Annotated in this window: 20 protein-coding genes and 2 pseudogenes; 4 read left to right on the forward strand and 18 right to left on the reverse strand. The window is 54.2% G+C overall.

What is annotated here, in order from left to right:
• Positions 1-2 precede the first annotated feature (2 nt).
• The 5 genes from LZG00_11320 to LZG00_11340 all read right to left on the reverse strand — a co-directional run bounded on the left by LZG00_11320 (position 3) and on the right by LZG00_11340 (position 4,102).
• A complete protein-coding gene (locus LZG00_11320; GenBank protein MCF3594589.1) occupies positions 3-1,079 on the reverse strand; it encodes an iron ABC transporter permease in 1,077 nt (358 codons plus the stop codon).
• Positions 1,080-1,085: 6 nt separating this feature from the next.
• Entirely contained in the window at positions 1,086-1,964 is an 879-nt protein-coding gene (locus LZG00_11325) for an ABC transporter substrate-binding protein (GenBank protein MCF3594590.1), read from the reverse strand.
• Positions 1,961-3,013 (reverse strand): hemin-degrading factor, encoded by a 1,053-nt coding sequence (locus LZG00_11330; GenBank protein ID MCF3594591.1) that lies wholly within the window; start codon positions 3,011-3,013, stop codon positions 1,961-1,963. Before LZG00_11330 ends, LZG00_11325 begins: the two co-directional genes overlap by 4 nt.
• Before the next feature lie 362 nt (positions 3,014-3,375).
• A complete protein-coding gene (bfr, locus tag LZG00_11335) occupies positions 3,376-3,861 on the reverse strand; it encodes a bacterioferritin (protein ID MCF3594592.1) in 486 nt (161 codons plus the stop codon).
• Entirely contained in the window at positions 3,848-4,102 is a 255-nt protein-coding gene (locus tag LZG00_11340; protein ID MCF3594593.1) for a (2Fe-2S)-binding protein, read from the reverse strand. Before LZG00_11340 ends, bfr begins: the two co-directional genes overlap by 14 nt.
• 290 nt (positions 4,103-4,392) lie before the next feature.
• Between LZG00_11340 and LZG00_11345 the strand changes: the two genes are divergently transcribed.
• From LZG00_11345 to LZG00_11355, 3 genes are read left to right on the forward strand one after another with little or no spacing between them, the layout of a single operon-like run.
• Positions 4,393-4,557 (forward strand): hypothetical protein, encoded by a 165-nt coding sequence (locus LZG00_11345; protein MCF3594594.1) that lies wholly within the window; start codon positions 4,393-4,395, stop codon positions 4,555-4,557.
• Positions 4,554-4,721, forward strand: coding sequence for a hemin uptake protein HemP (locus LZG00_11350; GenBank protein ID MCF3594595.1), 168 nt, complete (start codon positions 4,554-4,556; stop codon positions 4,719-4,721). The genes LZG00_11345 and LZG00_11350 overlap by 4 nt, the downstream gene beginning before the upstream one ends.
• Positions 4,718-5,194 (forward strand): hypothetical protein, encoded by a 477-nt coding sequence (locus LZG00_11355; GenBank protein MCF3594596.1) that lies wholly within the window; start codon positions 4,718-4,720, stop codon positions 5,192-5,194. Before LZG00_11350 ends, LZG00_11355 begins: the two co-directional genes overlap by 4 nt.
• 411 nt (positions 5,195-5,605) lie before the next feature.
• Here the strand turns inward: LZG00_11355 and ugpC are convergent, their stop codons facing one another.
• From ugpC to LZG00_11410, 11 genes and pseudogenes are all read right to left on the reverse strand, one after another.
• Positions 5,606-6,607 carry a sn-glycerol-3-phosphate ABC transporter ATP-binding protein UgpC gene (ugpC, locus tag LZG00_11360; GenBank protein MCF3594597.1) on the reverse strand — a complete coding sequence of 334 codons (1,002 nt, stop codon included), beginning with the start codon at positions 6,605-6,607 and terminating at the stop codon, positions 5,606-5,608.
• Positions 6,608-6,610: 3 nt separating this feature from the next.
• The gene (gene ugpE, locus LZG00_11365; GenBank protein ID MCF3594598.1) at positions 6,611-7,447 is read right to left on the reverse strand and encodes a sn-glycerol-3-phosphate ABC transporter permease UgpE; all 837 of its coding nucleotides are present in this window, start codon (positions 7,445-7,447) and stop codon (positions 6,611-6,613) included.
• 8 nt (positions 7,448-7,455) lie between these two features.
• A complete protein-coding gene (ugpA, locus tag LZG00_11370) occupies positions 7,456-8,337 on the reverse strand; it encodes a sn-glycerol-3-phosphate ABC transporter permease UgpA (GenBank protein MCF3594599.1) in 882 nt (293 codons plus the stop codon).
• 40 nt (positions 8,338-8,377) lie between these two features.
• Positions 8,378-9,670, reverse strand: coding sequence for a sn-glycerol-3-phosphate ABC transporter substrate-binding protein UgpB (gene ugpB / locus LZG00_11375; GenBank protein MCF3594600.1), 1,293 nt, complete (start codon positions 9,668-9,670; stop codon positions 8,378-8,380).
• Positions 9,671-10,192: 522 nt separating this feature from the next.
• Complete coding sequence (locus tag LZG00_11380) at positions 10,193-10,813, reverse strand: SOS response-associated peptidase family protein (protein ID MCF3594601.1); 621 nt, start codon at positions 10,811-10,813, stop codon at positions 10,193-10,195.
• Positions 10,814-11,239: 426 nt separating this feature from the next.
• Positions 11,240-11,386: pseudogene (locus tag LZG00_11385) on the reverse strand (IS6 family transposase).
• A gap of 438 nt (positions 11,387-11,824) precedes the next feature.
• The gene (locus LZG00_11390; protein ID MCF3594602.1) at positions 11,825-13,018 is read right to left on the reverse strand and encodes an MFS transporter; all 1,194 of its coding nucleotides are present in this window, start codon (positions 13,016-13,018) and stop codon (positions 11,825-11,827) included.
• A gap of 29 nt (positions 13,019-13,047) precedes the next feature.
• Positions 13,048-14,313 carry a TRAP transporter large permease gene (locus LZG00_11395; protein ID MCF3594603.1) on the reverse strand — a complete coding sequence of 422 codons (1,266 nt, stop codon included), beginning with the start codon at positions 14,311-14,313 and terminating at the stop codon, positions 13,048-13,050.
• A gap of 76 nt (positions 14,314-14,389) precedes the next feature.
• Positions 14,390-14,911, reverse strand: coding sequence for a TRAP transporter small permease (locus LZG00_11400; protein MCF3594604.1), 522 nt, complete (start codon positions 14,909-14,911; stop codon positions 14,390-14,392).
• A 67-nt stretch (positions 14,912-14,978) separates the two neighbouring features.
• Positions 14,979-16,379: an MmgE/PrpD family protein gene (locus LZG00_11405; protein ID MCF3594605.1), complete on the reverse strand. Its 1,401-nt coding sequence runs from the start codon at positions 16,377-16,379 to the stop codon at positions 14,979-14,981.
• A gap of 166 nt (positions 16,380-16,545) precedes the next feature.
• Positions 16,546-17,655 carry a TRAP transporter substrate-binding protein gene (locus LZG00_11410; GenBank protein MCF3594606.1) on the reverse strand — a complete coding sequence of 370 codons (1,110 nt, stop codon included), beginning with the start codon at positions 17,653-17,655 and terminating at the stop codon, positions 16,546-16,548.
• 126 nt (positions 17,656-17,781) lie between these two features.
• Between LZG00_11410 and LZG00_11415 the strand changes: the two genes are divergently transcribed.
• Entirely contained in the window at positions 17,782-18,549 is a 768-nt protein-coding gene (locus LZG00_11415; GenBank protein ID MCF3594607.1) for an IclR family transcriptional regulator, read from the forward strand.
• Between the two features lie 315 nt (positions 18,550-18,864).
• Here the strand turns inward: LZG00_11415 and LZG00_11420 are convergent.
• Both LZG00_11420 and LZG00_11425 read right to left on the reverse strand, forming a co-directional pair.
• A pseudogene (locus LZG00_11420) lies at positions 18,865-18,999 on the reverse strand (IS110 family transposase).
• A 39-nt stretch (positions 19,000-19,038) separates the two neighbouring features.
• Positions 19,039-19,710: an IS6 family transposase gene (locus LZG00_11425; GenBank protein MCF3594608.1), complete on the reverse strand. Its 672-nt coding sequence runs from the start codon at positions 19,708-19,710 to the stop codon at positions 19,039-19,041.
• Positions 19,711-19,818 lie beyond the last annotated feature (108 nt).

Raw genomic sequence — 19,818 nt, forward strand, 5'->3', positions numbered from 1 at the left:
GGTCACATGTCCAGAAGGCCGCGTTGCCGCAGCAGTATCCAAAGGAAGAACGGCCCGCCCAGCGTGGCGGTGACTATCCCGATCGGAAGCTCGGCCGGGGCGATGACAACCCGGCTGATCACATCGGCGCAAAGCAGAAGCGCCGCGCCCAACAGTGCCGAATTCAACAACAGATACTTATGATCCGGCCCCACCATCAGGCGCAGAAGATGTGGCACAACAATGCCCACGAAACCGATCCCACCACTCACCGCGACCGCGGCACCGGTCGCCCCTGCGACCATCAGGATCGCGGTGTTCTTCAGGCGCTGGACCGGGATCCCGATATGCGAAGCGGCCGCCTCGCCAAGCGCCAGACCGTTCAGCCCGCGCGCCAGAAAGGGCGAAACCGCCAGTGAAATCAGGATCAGCGGAGCCGCCGCGAGAACCTTGGTCCAGGTCGCCCCGCCGATCGAGCCCATGCTCCAGAAGGTCAAGGTTCTGAGTTCTGCATCATTGGCGATGTAAGTCAGCGCGCCCGAAAGCGCACCGGTCAACGCACCCAGCGCGATCCCCGCCAACAACATTGTCGCCACCGACGTCTGCCCCCTGCGGGTCGAAATGCGATAAAGGATCATCGTCGAACACCAGGCCCCGACAAAGGCTGCCACAGGCACAAGATAATATCCCAGCACAGCGGAAATCGCCGCCGGAAGCGAGGCGCCCAGCACGATGGCCGAAATCGCCCCCAACGCGGCACCGGCACTGACCCCGACCAGACCGGGGTCGGCCAGGGGATTGCGAAACAACCCCTGCATCACCGCCCCCGATACCGCGAGGGCTGCCCCGACCAACATTCCCATCACCGTGCGCGGCATCCGGATCTCGTAAAGCACGATATGATCGCGCGGTGTCAGTTCATGTGTCGTTGTCAGGCTGCGCACCACATCCCAAATCGAAACATTGGTGGCCCCGACACCAAGGCTCAGCAACGCCGCGAAGAACAGCATCACCAAAAGAGCAATGGCCAGCGCCCGCGCCTTGTGGCTTCTGTCGCCGGGCAAAACCGCGCCGGCGATGTCTTGAGTCAGGGTGCTCATGCCGCGTCAGCTTCCCGCTTCTCGCAATGCCCGAGACAATTCGGTGATCGCCTGTGCGGTGCGCACCGAAAAGCCCAGCATTTTCATCCCGTCCATTCGCACGACCGATCTGTTCTGCCCTGCGGGCGTGGCGGCAATGGCCGGGTGGGAAAACAACTGTTCATCGGTGACGCGGCGACTATCCTTGCTGTCCATCAAGAGGATCACATCGGCGCCACTTTGAATGATGGCTTCGTCGGTCATGGTCTTGTAATCGTCAAATCCGCTTGCGGCATTCGTCGCCCCTGCAAGTTCGATGATACCTTGCGCTGCGGTATTCTGACCGCCGACCATGATACGGCCACCGGCCATCGTCAGGATGAAAAGCACCCGTTTGTCACGCATGCCTTCGGTCGACGCCGCGGCCGCATCCAGATCACTGCGAATTTGCTCGGCAAGTGCTGCGCCCTTTTCGGGAACGCCCAATGCTTCAGCCACAGTCATGATTTTGGTTATCACGGCGTCAGTTGTGTAACCTTCGGGAATTTCGACCAACGAAATGGCCGCCTCGCGAAGAAGCTCCACTTTCTCCACCGGGCCGGCACCCTCTTGGGTAATGAGCATGTCAGGATTGACGGAAAGAATACCCTCGGGCGACAGCCGCCGGATATAGCCCACATCCGGAAGCGCGCGCACCTCAGACGGATAGTTCGATGTCGTATCGCGCGCCACAAGGCGATCCTCTTCGCCAAGCGCATAGACAATTTCGGTTATGGCGCCGCCGACCGACACGATGCGATTGGCGGCTTTTTCTGCCTTCCCGGCCTGTGCCGCTGCCACGACGAAGATCGAGACAAGCAGGCACAGGGCAAACTGGGTCCAGAAAAAGGGATGCGTGTATCTCATGCACGCACCGGTTCTTTGCGGGTTTCGAAACCTGCGACCAATTCATTCCATCCCCGAGCGCCGTCCTCGCCGCGCAACACACCAAAGAACTGCGCGATCAGCCCGCCCTCCGCATCGAACGCTTCGACCGAGATTGCATCACCACGGCGGGTTGCCTTGGTCACGGCATAGACCTCGGCAATGTGGTCCTTGCGCAGGTGCAGATCAAACCCGGGATCAAGAACGTTGATCCACGGCCCCACTTCGGCGATCTTCTTGACCGGTCCGGTGTGGATTTCGATGCAGCCCATATTGCCGACGAACACCATGATCGGTGTTGCCGTCTCTGCCGCCTTGTTAAGAAGCTCTTCGATAACGCTGTTTTCAAGCCGCCGGGCATAAGGCTCGCCCGCGATGCGGTAAGCACCGAGCCGGTTCATCTTCAACCGTCGCGTCATGATCAGGAACTGATGGGTGTCGGTTATCTTGTCCCATTCTTCACGCAGCTTCTCGGCCTTATCGGGGTCGCCCTTGGCGGGCTCGGTCGATTTTCGGGGCTCGACGACAAGCGTGTTTGACTGATCTTCAATCTTCAACTCTTCGACAATCTCTGGCCATGCCGCAAGATTCGAGGCTTCCCGCAGGAACACCTTGTGCACAGCATCACCAGCAGCATCGAACACCTGGATCGTGCGGCGCGGGCCGCGCTCGGTCTCCTGCTCGATTGCGAACCCATGAACCCAGTGTTTGGGAAACATCCGCAGATCGATCTCTTCATTGACGATCAGGCCCGCGTGCGGTCCGGGCGTATAGTTGTCGTATTCTCCGACCTTCTCGATCACGCAGCTTTCGTTGCGGGTCAGTGCCATGACCTCTCCAAGTCGGCCAATTGCGGGCATGACCCGGTCCATGTCTGCAGTGATTCTCGTCACCGTGTCACCGACATCCGCCGCAACAAGCTGAGCTTCGGAAATGCCCAGGCTGTCGGCCAGGTCGCGGTCGCGCATCTTTGGGTTCTCGGCCCTTGCTGCCTTGATTTCGGTCACAGAAATAGCGGTTGCTTCAGCCAATTTGGCTCTCCTTCTCATCGCGTCATTAGGGGTGCGTCTGGCTAGGGGCGGAAGGGCCACAGTTGCTGGTGCGCCATGATCGTCGTGCGATCCTCAATATCGACAAAAATAGTCAACTTAATTGGAGAGCGCAAGCCTCCCGGTTCTGTAATCAAGAAAACTATGTCCAACAGCAGTTTTCAGCCAACCCTTGCTCATGAGGATTGGAAGGGGACGGGATGCGCACGAACCGCGCCGTCAAGGCACTTGGCCGGGCAATAGGCTTCACAAGAGCAATAGCTTTCTGGGCAATAACCAGTGCGCAAAAAAATTTGGGGCGCTCTTTGCTGCGCCCCATTTTTCTCAAACGGTAAGATTGCGACCTATTCGGTTTCGTCTGCCGAATTGGCGTTGAGCTGACCATAATTTTGCGCCCCTATCTCATCCAGCAACCCGATCTGGGTTTCCAGAAAGTCGATGTGGCCCTGTTCGTCCCCGATCAGCTCTTCAAACAGATTCATCGAAGCATAGTCCCCGGCGTCAGCGCAAACCTTGCGAGCCTCGTTATATAGGGCGACCGCTTCCATTTCGGCTTCGAGATCACAGGTCAACGTCTCGCGGACGTTTTCGCCAATCCTGAGAGGGTCGAGCGTTTGCAGATTGGGGTGCCCTTCCAGGAAAATGATCCGATCAATCAGCTTGTCGGCATGCTCCATCTCTTCGATGGATTCCTCACGCATCTTCTTGGCCAATTTGCCATAACCCCAGTCCTGCTGAAGCCGATAGTGGAGCCAGAACTGGCTCACCGCAGTCAACTCGACCCGCAATGCCTTGTTAAGGTATTCAATAACCTTCTTATCGCCCTTCATAGCGCTCCCTCCTACTGGCTGGTGTTTTCAAGCCGCGAAGCTCGAAAGGTACTTCCAGTTTAGAGTTCGTGCGCATGGAGGCAACAAAGAGTTTCATGCAACCGCCGCATTCCGGCGTCTTGCCAAGGGCATGGTAGACCTTGCCGGGCGTGATGATCGTGCCCTCATCCGAAGCGCGCATCCAGTCTATCGCAGCATGTATGTCGCGGTCTGAGATGTTCTGGCAGCTACAAACGATCACGTAGTTGGCCCTCATTGTGTTGCGCGGCCTATTCTGACCAAAACAATCAACTAATCAAGCGTGCAGTGATCTCATGCGCGAAATTGCCACAAGCCCCTCTCATCTCACTGTTTTCGCGTGCTTAATTTTTTCCACCGTTGAGCGTCCGATGTTGGATTCGTTCAAAACCGCCGAATCCGACAAAAAGAATCGGATTGACAGTATCCGACTATTTTAGTCAATTATAAGTCAGCACCAGCCACCCCGACCATGAAGTCCGGGAAGCCCGTGACCCTTATCGGAGCGGAAAGATGCAGAATTTGGAAACACCCACAACTTACAGGATGCAAGAACATCGCCGTGCCGCGTGGTTTGTTGATCTCTGGGAGATCGTCGCCAGCGAACGCCTCATGCAAATCCCCGACTGCGAATGGCTTCTCGACCGGGTCACCACCGACTGCGAGATGATGCCATGACCAATCAGAACAGTAACGGAATTCAAACCGGCCGCCCCAACGCAATGCCCAGCCACGACGCCAAAGAGTTGATGAATGGGGCGCAAAAAGTAAATATCCGGCTCGGCGAGAACCTCTACACCTTGCGGATTACGCGCACAGACAAGCTGCTCCTGACAAAATGAGCGTTGCTGCGAAAACCCGAGGCAGCACGCCCGTCGGCTATGTTTCCGAGCTTGATCCGGTCGAGGCCACCGCAGTGCTGTATCTGCGTCTGTGGAACGAAGGCACCGAACAGCAGGCCCAGATCTGGAACGATCTTGCAACCGGGCTCGACCCCAAGGAAGGCGAATTAGCACTTCGCGCATTTGAACAGATCTGCCGCCTTTGCGCGCACCACGGACGGCGTCCTCTCATGCGTCACGGTCTACGCTGCAAATGCCTTGGGTCGGACGAATCGTGCTTTGCCAATTTCATCGGTGTCGCAAGTTCCGGTGATTTCGAGGATGCCATGTTGATCGCGACGACAATCGTGCGTGCGGATGTTGCGCCCAGCCTCACCAGCCTGGCCGAAACCTTTGGGCTTGCCCTTAAACGCATGTCCCTGCGGGGAAACAGACCATCGCACGATGATCAAATGCACGCGACGGTGCATTGAGACAAGGTGCCTCGAATAACCACAAAGACCGGCAACGGTGGGTGGTTACTGCAAAATCCATCAGGGCCTGCGTAAAGCCCACTACGTGGGGCCTGATGTTCACATGCGCTTGGCTCAGTGCGAATGTATCAGTGTGTAGTTTTTAGGTCCTGATCAGCCCCCACGACCTCGAAGGGGCGTGCGACCATTTGTACGAGTTGCAGGTAACGAAATAGGCGCGATCCAATCCAGTAAGCTTGGCTCGATTCTTCGCGGCTATTTCTGCATGCGCCCCGATACAGCCATCAATGTGAAGGCACGATTTAGCGACGAACAGATGAGCGAAATGACCCGATCCGCACGGTGCGCGGCGCCGGTTATGCGTTTGGGAAAATGGGGATTGAGGCCAGAGCCTAGACATTGCCGCAATGATCAGCACCGTTTGCCCTGCGCGTCAAAAAATATCTGATCCTGTGCATTCCAGACCAGATGAACCTCTGATCCTTCCTCAGGCAAAGGCGCGGCAGCATCTTGGCGAACAGTTACCTGTTTGCCTTGTGCAAGGTTAACATGAACCAGCGTTTCGGCGCCAAGAGCTTCATTATAGATCGCGGTGGCCGGTGCGCCCGTCGGCTCAATCCGAAGGTTTTCAGGCCGGATACCAAGCGTTCTTGCATCGCCGGGCGCTTGCGCAGCGATCCCGGCAGGCAGGAAATTCATCGGCGGTGAACCAATGAAGCCCGCAACGAATTCGGTCTGCGGATTGGCATAAACCTCCAGCGGCGCACCAATCTGATCGGCACGACCGGCGTTCATCACAATCATTCGGTCAGCCAGCGTCATCGCCTCAACCTGATCATGCGTCACATAGAGCGACGTGACCCCCAACCGCCTTTGCAACTGCTTGATCTCAAGACGCATTTGAACCCGCAGCTTGGCGTCGAGGTTCGACAATGGCTCGTCAAACAGAAACACCGACGGTTTGCGCACGATGGCCCGCCCCATTGCAACGCGCTGGCGTTGCCCCCCGGACAACTCGCGCGGTCGGCGTTGCAGATAGTCCTCCAATTGCAAGAGCGTTGCGGCCTCGCCGACCCGCTCTGCGATCTCGGCCTTGGGCGTGCCGGCGATTTTCAATCCATAGGCCATGTTGTCGAACACCGACATATGCGGATAGAGCGCGTAGTTCTGGAACACCATCGCGATGTCACGGTCCATCGGCTCACGCTCGTTCACACGCGCGCCACCAATCTGCACCTCGCCACCTGTCACTGTCTCCAACCCCGCGACCATGCGCAACAAGGTTGATTTGCCACAGCCCGACGGTCCGACGATCACGATGAATTCGCCATCCTCGATCTCGACATCAATGCCATGGATCACCTCGGTCTTGCCGAATGTCTTTTTGATGCCGCTCAGGCCAACTGTTGCCATGTCTTATTTCTCGCTGTCTACAAGGCCGCGGATAAACAGCTTTTGCATGGATATCACGACGATCACAGGCGGGATCATCGCCAGAATTGACGTGGCCATGATCGTAGGCCAATGGGCAAAATCATCGCCTGACGGGAACATCTGTTTGATGCCCATGACGATGGTGTTCATCGACGGATCGGTAGTGATCAAAAGCGGCCAAAGATACTGATTCCAGCCATAAATGAACAGGATCACAAACAGAGCCGCAATGTTCGTCCGGCTCATCGGGAGCAGGATGTCCCAGAAAAACCGCATCGGCCGCGCCCCATCAACGCGCGCGGCTTCGGCCAATTCATCCGGCACGGTCATGAAAAACTGCCGAAACAGAAATGTCGCCGTGGCCGAGGCAATCAGCGGAAAGATCAGGCCTGAATAGCTGTTCAGCATCCCGAAATTCGCCACCACCTGATAGGTCGGCACGATCCGCACCTCGACCGGCAACATCAGCGTCAGGAAGATCAGCCAGAAAAACAAACGTCGCCCCGGAAACTTGAAATAGACAATGGCAAAGGCTGACAGCAATGAAATTGCGATCTTGCCCAAGGCAATCCCCAGCGCCATGACCATCGAATTCAGCATCATCAACGCCACGGGCGCATTGATGCCCGACACCAGCGCCCTGCGGTAATTCTCGAAGAACTGATCACCAGGCATCAACGGCATCGGCGGCTTGATGATCGCGTCCTGCGTCACGGTCGAGGCCACAAAGGCCAGCCAGATCGGGAAGAAGATGAACAGCAACCCGATGATCAACCCCAAGTGGGTCATCCAGTACCCTGCCCCGCGCTTTTCAACCATCCCCGCCATCAGTAATGCACCCGGCGTTCGATGAACTTGAACTGCACAATCGTCAGGGCGCCGACAATCACCAGCAAAATCACCGACTGCGCGGCAGACGAGCCCAAATCCTGTCCGACAAACCCGTCCGAAAAGACCTTGTAGACAAGGATGGTCGTCGATTGCTGCGGCCCGCCCCCGGTGATGGTGTGGATCACGCCGAAGGTTTCAAAGAACGCATAGACGATGTTGACCACCAAAAGGAAAAACGTCGTGGGCGACAAAAGCGGCCAGACGATGGTGCGGAACCTTGTCCAGAACCGCGCGCCATCAATCGCGGCGGCTTCGATCACGCTGCGCGGTATGGCCTGCAAACCAGCAAGGAAAAACAAGAAGTTATAGCTGATACGCCCCCAAGCAGAGGCCACGACAACAAGGCCCATTGCCTCGTCCCCGTTCAAAACGTGGTTCCAGTCATATCCCAACATGCCCAGATACCAGGTCACGACACCAACACGGGTGTTGAACATGAAAAGCCAGAGCACACCCGCAACTGCAGGGGCAACGGCGTAGGGCCAGATCAGAAGTGTGCGATACACGCCCGAGCCCTTGATCAACCGGTCGGCCAGTACAGCGAGGTAAAGTGCGACGCCCATCGACACGACCGTCACCAGAATTGAGAAAACGGCGGTCGTGACAAAACTTGCCCGGTAATAGGCGTTGCCCAAGAGATACTCGAAATTACCAAGCCCGACCCATTTCATCGAAAGGCCAAACGGGTCCGGAATGAACAGCGATTGGTAAACTGCTTGCCCCGCAGGATAGAAAAAGAAGACGGCCGTCACCACAAGCTGCGGAAGGACCAACAGCAATGGCAACCAGATGCCTTTGAAGGTAACGCGCTTTTCCATGAGAATGCCGCGCCCCCATTACAGGGACGCGGCGATGCCCTTAGCGGTTGGCTTGCTCAAAGCGACGTAGCAATTCGTCGCCGCGCTGCTTGGCTGTGTCGAGTGCGCTCTGCGCGTCCTTGTCACCGGCCCAAACAGCCTCAAGCTCTTCGTCGATAATACCACGGATCTGGTCGAACGATCCCAGACGGAGCCCCTTGGAGTTTTCGGTCGGTGCGTTGGTGGTCATCTGCGTCACGGCGATATCCGTACCGGGATTGGCGTCATAAAACCCCTGCTCGCGGGTCAGGTCGGACGCCGCCGCAGTGATCGGCAGATAGCCCGTGTCCTGATGCCACTTGGCCTGAATTTCGGGCGAGGACAGGAAATTCAGAAACGCCGCAACGCCTTTGTATTCTTCGTCCGATTGCCCGGCCATGACCCAGAGAGACGCCCCACCGATAATGGTGTTCTGCGGCGCACCTTCGACATCCGACCAATACGGCAGAGGCCGCACTTCAAATTCAAACTCTGCTTCAGCTTTGATGCCCGCATACCCGGCAGAGCTTTCGGTAAAGAGCGCACATTCACCGCCGCGGAAGTTTGCACCCCCTTCATTGCGACGACCTGTGTAGATGAACTTACCGTCCTTGGCCCACTGACCCAAGGTTTCGATATGCTTGACCTGAACCGGACCATTGAAGGCCAGTTCGGTATCCACACCGTCAAATCCGTTGGCCTTGGTCGCGAAGGGAACGTTGTGATACGCGCTCAGGTTTTCGAGATGAATCCAGCTTTGCCATGCCGTGACCAGTGGGCAGGTATTGCCCGACGCCTTGAGCGTATCGAGCACCTCGCCGACCTGCTCCCATGTGCTCAGATCGACGTCCGGGTCTATGTTGGCAGCGGCCAAAGCATCACGGTTGACCCACAAAACGGGCGTTGAGGCATTGAACGGCAGCGACAGCATCTCGCCATCGCTGGTAGTGTAATAGCCGCTTACCGATCCGATATAGGCGTCCTTGTCGAATTCGGCGCCAGCATCGGCCATGACTTCATAGACCGGCTTGATCGCACCCTTGGCGGCCATCATTGTGGCGGTGCCAACCTCGAACACCATCAGGATATCGGGTTGCTCGCCCGCACGAAACGCGGCGATGCCTGCGTTCAGCGTTTCTGAATAATTGCCTTTGTGTGTCGCCGTTACGGTATACTCGGATTGTGATCCATTGAACGTCTCGACCTGCTCGGCGACCAGTTCGCCCAGACGACCTGTAAAGGCGTGCCAGAATTCAACTTCGGTTTGGGCAAGCGCGGGCGCTGCCGTCACCATGGCCGCAATACTAGCCATCATAGTGTTCTTCATAATCATATCGAGTCTCCCCAGATTTGTTAATTATACCATCGTAGTGGCTGTGCGCCGATGCTGGCAACTGTTCATTCGCATTTCATGCGCCATTCCATAGCCCCGTTCTGTTACGGGAATATGACCTCGATTATGAACTTTTGGCAGTTTGCTGATGTCCTGAAAAACGATGCCGACAACTCAACGGACGGCAATCTCGAGGGCACAATGCTGCGGTTTGCACAGATGGCAAGAAACGCGCTATGGACCTGTCGCGCTTTTGTGCCGCCACAAGGGTGCTGTCATATGTAGACGTATATGGCCCCCGTGCTAATGCAACAGTCTGTTTGGTTCTGGATCGGCGATCACAAGTACTGACGTATATCCGGCTTCTGAATGCAGCCCGAAGTATCGACGCCGCGAGCCCCGATGGGTTTCCGCGCTTCTCCCTCAATGGCTCCAAGACATCAGTGCTGGCCGTGCCGGTCCACACATCAGGTTCGAAAAACGGTTGACGTCGATGACCTCGCATCAATCAGGCGGAGCGTCTGTTAAGACCAGTGATCCGTCTGGCAATGGTCTCTGCATTTCGCTCGCCGGCACCCCATTCATCCAGGCTGCCCACTCGTCGGCAGATGTCAGTATGACCGGCATGGCCTTTGGGTGAACGACTTTCACTTCGGCATTTGGCGGACAGGTCAGGAACCCGAAGAGATTGTCGGTCGTCTCCCCATCCTTTATCTTTCGCACCGATGTCCAACCGCGCACTTCAATTCCGGCAAAGAACATTTCCCCGCCATCTTTGGCAGCAAACCATTGGTTGCCCCTGCCCCGGCCAATCGGTTCAGCAAATGCCGTGACCGGAACCAAACAACGATGTCCCCTGCCAAGCCACCCACGCCAGTGAGGCGACGCAAGATTGCGCACATTCGTCACACCGGGGTCGCGTGCTGTCTTCAAGGCGAATTTGGGTGTCGGCAACCCCCAACGCGCCCTGGTCAGTGTCAGAACACCCGCATCATGCCTGACAATCGGCGCCAGATAGTTCGGATACACTCGGCCTGACTGCAGATTGCCTGCCTGATCATTCAGACCCGGAAACAGGCGGCGCATCGCTTCTTGCGTCGTGGTGCTCGAATAGAGGTTACACATCGGCTATGCCTTTTCGTTTCGCCATTGCCACCTTTCAACCTTCCGAACTGGGCGTCGGACGGTCAAGCCCTGCAGATCAGCAGCAGAGGGGATGCGCCATCTTACGTCAAGCTCACGTGTTCGGCAGCGCGAACATGGAAAGGGCGGAACGTGCAGCTCGTGGTCGGGCCCAAGAACCTTCACCAGATCAGCAGCCCAGAAATTCACAACCCGACGGCAAAAGGGACAGCGCACAGTAATCAACATGCCGTTGCTCGCCGCGTGGCGAAGGCGCTGATTACGGAACCGATTAGAGGATGGGCGGGCAGCAGGCATAACAGGAACATACAAAGAACATTTGATCCTGAAAAGCCGCCAGTTTGCACCGGCGGGTGCCATCAGATCAATGCGAACCAGTCTCTGCAAAGACAGCGAGGCTGTCCGTTGTGCCGTGCCAAGCTGGCGCCAGTCGGCAGGAGCAGCGGCGCGGTTCAACTTGAAATTCTGTCGTAAGTAGAGATGGCGCTCCGAATTGAAATGATTGTAAACTGAGGCGTAGATGGCGGAGGATTTTTGCAAACTTCGTATCCGCCGAAGGTGCAGCATGGCCTAGCCGTGCCTTCTATCTCGCCGACAGCCGAACAGCCCGGCTAGTTGCACTAGCGGATTGATCCCTCTCGTGCTCAATCCTGCCGATTAGATTCCCAACACTGGACACATGCCACGTCCTACCTCGCCTTGTGAGAATGCCACGCCGGTTCGAGGCTGGATGCGGCATGTACGACCCTGCGTAACGTGGGCTTGGCAGATATGTAAGCTGCTTTTCGCTGGGCTGGAACGCTCATAAGCTCCCATCAAGCTCGTAAGCTATTGTTTTATCTTCCACATCACATAGTGGGGCCTGCTCTCGGGTTTGACCCAATGATTGCTCGTGGCGAATGCTTTGCTTGTCAATCTAGACTGTCACAAATTCGATCTTCGTCACCTAAGGGCATTTCACCCTGAAATGCTAGGCGACTACCCTGCCCGCCTCTAATCGGTTTTGTCAGTCAGTGCCATACTCAACAGAAGTGGAATAAGCACGACTATAATCGCCGGGAAGATTATCCAGTTTATCAGCTCCCAGCCCGATCCGCTAAACAACGAACCAGAGGCGAAAGAGGCTGCCGCCACGGTGCCAAATACGATGAAATCATTTGCGCCCTGAACCTTCTCTCGTTCTTCGTCCGTATGACACTCAGCAATCATGGCTGTCGCGCCAATAAAGCCAAAATTCCAGCCAACCCCCAAAAGGACGAGGGAGATGATAAAGTTTTCGATGTCCAGTCCAGCCAAAGCCACGACCCCGGAAACTCCAATCAAAACCATACCAAACGCGGTTACGACCTCATTGCCGAAACGCACAATAAGACTTCCTGTTACGAAACTTGGGGCAAACATGGCAAGAACATGCCACTGAATACCAAAAGCCGCCTCGCCAACCGTGAAACCACACCCAACCATTGCCATGGGCGCTGCGGTCATAACAAAGGTCATCAACCCATAAGAAATGACACCCGCAAATACGGCGAGAGCAAAGCGCGGGGTTCGCATGATTTCGCTTAATTTTCGCCCGTGGTCAATCGCTGACGGGCTTGCCACGACTGCCTTTGGCATTCTTAGCATCATCAAGACCGGAAGCACCAAAACCGCAAGCAACGCCTGGCTGAGAAAGCTTCCTGCGAATGGTGCATAAGGTAACGCATCGCGCGTCCATATGACGAGTTGTGGCCCGATTACCGCCGCTGCAAGCCCGCCAATCATAACACGTGATATCGCTTTGCCTTTCAACGAACCAGTTACCGCGTCAGCGGCTGAGAACCGATAGCTCTGAATATACGAGCCGTAAAATCCAGCCATGAAAGTGCCTAGACAAAAAACGCTGAATATTGCGAAAATTATGCCGAATGTCGCGACCAGACCAGAGATCGCACCAATCGTTGCGCCAATCAAATAGCCAGAACGCCGCCCCAGACGGCGCATGAGCATAGAGGCGGGGATCGTGCCGATAGCAAGACCCAGATTGAAAAGGCTAACAGGAAGCGTGGCTAATGTCGGATTGGAAGACAGTGTTTGTCCAACAATACCGCCAAGCGAGATAATGATAGGTGGTACTGCGGCTCCAAGCGCCTGCGCAATCATCAGTACTACAATGTTGCGCCGACCTGCTTTAATTTCAGCCGACATATTATTCGGCGTCACGTCCTTCGAAATGCCTACAACAACTGGGGAAGCCACGTTGATATCTCCGGCACAGCGATCAGAATAAGTGCGTCAATCAACATAACGACAGCAAATGGAATACTGGCTCTCGTTACCTCGATCATTGAACTGTTTGTCACTTTCATTGCGACGAAGAGACAAAGGCCGAACGGTGGTGTGATAAACCCAATTTCAGCAAACAGCACAGAGACAACACCAAATTGCAGCAAGTCGATGTTAAAATGGTTGAGTGCTGGCAAAAGGATCGGTCCGAGTATAAGAACAGCCGTTGCGACATTGGTAAACATCCCCAAAAAGAAGAATATTACCGACAACGCCCCCCACAAGGCCCATTTGCTTTCGATCGTAGCCGAAATTGCTTCATATACTGCCAATGGAACTTGCTCAGATGACATGTACCATACAAAGACCTGCGCAGTTGCTACGGTAATTGTCAAAGTCGCGGCATTGACAATTGCACGAGAGCTAATTTTCATAATTTTTCCAAGCGCCATACTTCTGTAAAATACGGCCTCGATCAAAATGATGTAAAAAACTGAAACAACGGCAGTTTCAGTAGGAGTCATAATGCCAGAGTAAATGCCGCCCAAAATTACAACCGGATAGCTCAACGCCCAGGAGCTTTCCAAGAAAATTTTGACCCGTTCAGGCCAAGATGTGCGCGGCAGCGCTATCACATCATATCGGTTCGCCATGAAAAAGACATACAGAGCCATCGACCCGGCAATAAGTACGCCTGGAAAGAACCCCGCAATAAACTGCCCACCGACAGACGTTTGCAAAGCCACAGCTACCTGAAGCATTGGAATGCTTGGCGGGATCATCGCGCCAAGTGTACCGCCGCTCGTAATGATCCCGAGCGCGAGTAATTTTGGGTACCCACTCTCGATCAGTTTAGGATACATCAGCGCTCCGATTGCGATAACGCACGCAATAGCTGAGCCCGAAACACTTGCAAACACTGCGCACGCAAAGATCGTAGCGATACCAAGACCGCCGCGGACACTGCCAAAAAATGCATTTATAACGTTGATAATTCTCTGCGCCGTAACCCCTTCCGCAGCTATCGTGCCTGAGATCACAAAAAAGGGAATGGCCAATAGGATATAGCTATCAAGGCCATAAACTGTCTGCTGCACGAGAATTAGCCCGTCGTTTCCTGCAGTCCATATCCCGACAGCCGCCGCGATGAGTACGACGTGTGCAATTGGGACCCCCACGACTAGCAGCCCGAAAAACACAATGATAACAGTGGCCATTAAATTAACTCCTGAACCGACAGGTTGATTGCCGCCGTACAATTTTGTACGTTTGATCTGTCAAACGCGGTAAGTTTCATTTCTCGAGTGTCTCTGCGACAGGTTCCGAGGTCAGTTCCCTGAACGCGGCAAACAGATACCGGAGCCCCATAGAAGCAATGGCAATGCTGATAACGATCCACGAAAGATATGCCGGTAGGTTGATGGTCTGCATCGTTCGCCCGTATCGCATCAATCGCATTGTCCAATCTGCCGAATAATATGCCAAGTAGATATAAAATACCCCGGCGATCAAAAATGTAAGACTTCTCAAGAGCCGCGCCGATTTGTTACCCAGAACCGAATATAGTGCATCCATGATCATGTGATCTTTATGCCTGACGGCGATGCTGCTACCGATCAGCGTGGTTGTAATCAACATTATACGCCCGAGTTCATCAATCCATTTAAGCCCTTGCATCCCAAGGTTTCGCAATACGATTTCATAAAGGATAATGACGCCTACACCCAATGTGAAAACTGTTATGAGGAAACGCTCCATATTTTCGACAGAATCGAAAAACAAGCGAATTTTTGATCCAATAGTCTGCCTACTCATATCTTTCGCCTATACAGTTTATGTTTTTTCTGGGCTTTTTGCCGGTGTAAATATCTTAGTCAATCGCTCAATCGACAACACATTGCTCAGCAATAACAGACATGTCTTCGACATTCTCAAGGTTGTGAACGCCCTCAATAATGCTCTCAATCCGCTTTTTATTCATGTAAGGCGAGCAACAATGACGGAAATGATCTGCTTCTTCCTGCCAAGTAAGATTGTTTTTGGGGTGACCTTTTGGGTAGCGCATTTCGTCGCAAATCTTTTTCCCGTCTTCAAGCGTAATTTCCATATTCACCAAGGGAAACTCACCTTGCATGAATTCATCAAAGTTATCCTGCGGGGTTCGCGTTTCACCGAAATACTCAAACTTGTCGGTAAATGAAATGAGTTCCTTATTGTCGCGCATTTCATCAGTGAACCAATGAGCGCCGGGATTGGGATCCATCAAGAATGCTGTAAGGCAATAGGGAATGCTAAACTGGGCATCAAGCGACCCGCGTGCTGTTTCGGCGTAATTCTCCGCAATAAACGGTACATGCGGGCTAACTCGGATCTTAGCTATCTCTGCTTTCGTAAATCCGTGCTCCTTAATCATCCGGTCCAGCAGCTCAAGCGGAGTCTGCACCCACATATTCGCAGGCCAATGTTTGAGATAGGTCTCAAGAATAAGCCACTTTTTTCCGAAGTCCCTGTCATGCCACGACCAATCCACCTGGTCCGAAACCATGTTCCAGAAGCCATCCGCTCCGTCAAGCGCTCCGCGGCAGGCATCAAATCCGGCAACAGTCAAATCAGCAGCCACAATCCCGTTGCGAGCACAAAAACCGTGTGCAAAGTGGTATATATCGGACTTTGCCTGACCTTCGGCGTGTTTGTTCGTCGGAACGATGACGTTGTAAAGAGATGCACCCATTAGCTGATCAAACTGGTCTGGCGAAAAACCCATTAGCTTTCCGGCGGCGAGCGAAGCTGCGAATATCTGCCAACTGACAAGACCCCATCCCTTGGAGGCCTTGATATGGGTCGATGAGGGCTGGGCCGCCATGGCAATGCGCTGATAGCCCTCATAGGCGGCAACAACTGCTGTTGCATAGTCTTTTCCCGATTTCCGCTGGGCTTCACCCAACGCCATCGCAACCGGAATTGCGCCAGCAGAAGGATGACCGGTCCAACTGCAATCTTCCCAATCCATGATATCTGAGAGCGTACCATTGGCAAAAGCTGCTTCCTGTGCCGGAACCTTTTCACCGTTGCTCCCCCAAATGGTAGAGTCTCCTACTCCCCCTCGCTTTTGGACCATCTCGATTGTTTTACGAGTCTGGTCTACTGGCGAAGCCGCAATCGACGCAGCGATCGTATGTAGTGTAATCAGCTTTACCTGTTCGATCGCTGTGCTGGGAATGTTCTCATAGCTGAGTGCAGCAAGACGGTCAGCAAGTACACGGGAATGAGTTGTTGCGGTCATATGGGGAATCCTCGGGTTAGGCAAAACGACATAGTCAGCAACGATTTTGCCGTTCATTACTCACAAATCGGTCGAATTAGTTTTTGGACGGCCATCCGTCCCGACTGCTCAGGAACACCCGTCTCAACAGCATTGAATCGTTGAGACGGGGCACGCTCTTAGTCGACTATTTGCGGCTGTTGTCGTATGCAGACATTACCGCGTCTCCGATGATTGGGCGATACTTGTCCCAAACCGGCTTGGACGCCTCAGTGAATGTCGCCCTTTCGGCATCAGTAAGGTCAGCGTTCATCAGAACATCTACACCAACTTCTCTGATTTTGTCGGGGTAGCTGGCCGAACGCTTGATCACAGCTGCTTTGCTCGCTTTTTCCGCGTTAAATGCCGCTGTTTGGAAAATCTGCTTCTCTTCGTCGCTGAGCTTCCCCCAGGCCTTGGATGAAAGCGCCAACACATTAACAGTCGGAGTCATATTAAGCTGAGTGAGGTATTTTTCGATTTCGTAGAGTTTGATGTCGTAAAACATGGTCATACCGATGTCTTCACCATCGACGACACCCTGCTGGAGCCCTGTATAGAGTTCAGCGAATGGCACCGCGGCAGTGGTCGCACCCATAGCGCGGAACATGTCGCTAAAAATTTCGCCCGCCATAACGCGCAGGGTCAAACCATCCATATCTGCTGTGCTACGGATCGGACGCTTGGTATTTTGCAGACCGCGGAATTCGGATGAAAATGTCGCCACAAGCTGAAGGTCCCCGGTTTCGTTGACCGCATCGCGCATCGCTTTGGCGAATGGCGCATCAGCACCAGCAATTTCCCAGAATTCATCAATGTCCTTAAAGGCGAACGGGAGGTTATATCCATAAAGTTCAGGCCAGATGGTGGCGAGAACATTTGCTGACAAGACGCCGATATCCAGCGATCCCGCAAGTACCTGGTCCAGCATCTCCGGCTCTCCGCCAAGCTGCCCACCGGGGAAGTATTCGAATGTGATCATACCACCCGTTTTTTCTTCGACTTCCGCAAACAGCGACTTGATCGGATAGCTTTGAATATCGTTTTCGGTGCCGCTGCCGAGTGCGCCAAGACGCAAAACAAGCGGTTCGTCACGAGTTTGAGCCTGCACGTTGCTGACTGATGTAATCGCGACGCCGGCGGCCGCAACAAGTGATAAGACTGTCCGACGTGTCAAAAGATTCCTCATTCTTTCCTCCCAGATAGTTGTTGGCGTTGTCATAATCTTGGCCTGGCCTTCCTGCGGATCATCGTCCAAGATTGCTGTTCTATAATATAGAAAGTTATTCTATATGATGGAATTTAGAATTGAATGCTAAGACTTGTCAACAGAAGCTTTAGCCAATACCGGAAGAAGACCGCCGAGCCATGGGGAGGAAGAAACGTGAAACCATCGGGTGATGTCGACCAGACGCTCTACAAGAGCCTGATGGTGCTCGAAGCCGTAGCATCGTCAAGTGAACCATGTGGCATTACCGAATTAGCTGACAAACTCAGTTTGACCAAAAGCAATACACATCGGATATTGCGTGGCTTTGTTTCACTTGGATACCTACGGGTATCCGAAACACGTGGCCGCTACGAACTCACCAGTAAGTTGTGGGAGATGGGCTCCCATTTCTTTTCCAAGCTTGATGTTCACCGGATATGCGCGCCCTACATGACAAGGATTGCCGCAGAAACGCAGGAGACTGTCTTGCTGTCATCGCTTGAGGGGACCGAGGTGTTGTTCTTGGGTATGATCGAAAGCTCTCAAGCTATACGTGCATATACTGCTGTAGGACAGCGCGCACCTGCACATTGTATTTCGAGCGGACAGGTTCAGCTCGCATGGGCGAATGAGAGTATTTTAGACCTCGTCAAAGCCGATTTGACACAACATACGCCGAACACGATCACAAATGCAGCCGAACTTGATGAGCGGCTTGAGACAATTCGGCGAGAGGGGTTTGCAATTTCTGAATGTGAATGGAACGCCAACGCAAATGCAGTTGCCGTCCCGATTTTTAATGCCGTTGGCGCGGTAATCGCGGGTATTGCCATTTCCGGACCGGACAATCGGCTCGACAGGGCAGCATGTATCAAGCATAGTTCCATGCTCATTGAAATAGGCAAGGAAATTTCAGGAATACTCGGCTACCGCGAAGCTTGAAGTGCTGTCATGTGTGGACGGCCCCTGTTTTGCAAGGATTGATTTGAGCTGACGGTGATCGTTCCAGGTTGCGGTCATGTGTCCGGCCTTTGTGCGCGGTGCATGTAACCGCTGGCCCTCCCTCTCAGCGATGCAAGCATCGCCTGCCGGGCAATGGATGAAGTCCGCATATTGGGTCCCAATCAGACGGACGAGCTTGTGAGCCCAGACAGCACCACGGGGTGTCCCAACTGCGGTCCCTTTCGATCATCATCACTCATTTCTGCCCTTGCGTTCGTTCACGGCGACACCAGACTCCGCTTGTATCTCCTGTATTCAGATGGCCGGGGTGGCCTTTAAGCTTACTCCCTTCGCGAGCAGTGCCCATGCGGTACGGGCGGTCTTGTTGGCGATTGCCACGGTAACGACCCGAGTCGGCTTGCGCTCCAAGAGAGATCGGACCCAAGCGCCGCGATTTCCCGCGCCCGATAATGCGATGTGGCGTAGGCCTCAATGCCAATCAGGCAGGGTTCCACTTTCGACAGGAAATTCAGAACAGCGCCACTCGGAGAGAGCAGCGGCTCGATTGGCCTTGAAATTGTCGCGTGAGTAAAGGTGGCGCTCCTGATTGAAATAGTTGCAGACGGAGGCATGAATGGCGACGAATTTCTGCAAACATCGCATTCTGTGGAACCGTTGCATTGCCCGTTCTCGTCGTCGAAATGGCAGGTGGAAATTCTCCGCTCGATTGTTCAGCCAGCGGCCGATCTCCTGCTTGCCGGAATTGCCGATAAACTTCATCGCAGCGCCATAAGATCGGAGTTTGTCGGTCACAATGATGTGCGGTTGGCCGTACCGCTTCATTGATTTTCTTATGAATTTCAATGCAGCTTTCCGATCTCGACGCTTCGTGACAAAGGATTCCACCACCTCGCCCTCGTGATCCACAGCCCGCTCAAGATAGTGCAGTTCACCGTTGATCTTCACGAAGACCTCGTCCAGATGCCACTGCCAATTGGAGTGCGCTCGCATCCCGTTGATGCGATTTCGCCGAATCTCGGCAGCAAACATCGGGCCAAATCGGTTCCACCAGAAACGGACCGATTCTTGGCTGACATCGATCCCTCGCTCGTGCAGAATCTCCTCGACATTGCAGAGCGAGAGCGGAAATCGAACATACATCATCACCGCCAGGCGGATGATCTCTGGGCTGGTTCGGAAATACCGAATGGAGAGCGTTTTGTCATCCCGCGAACCTAGGTGACCACCCTGCCCCCCTCAAGCACCATC

This window comes from Rhodobacteraceae bacterium LMO-JJ12 (assembly GCA_021555075.1).
Lineage (GTDB): Bacteria > Pseudomonadota > Alphaproteobacteria > Rhodobacterales > Rhodobacteraceae > JAKGBX01.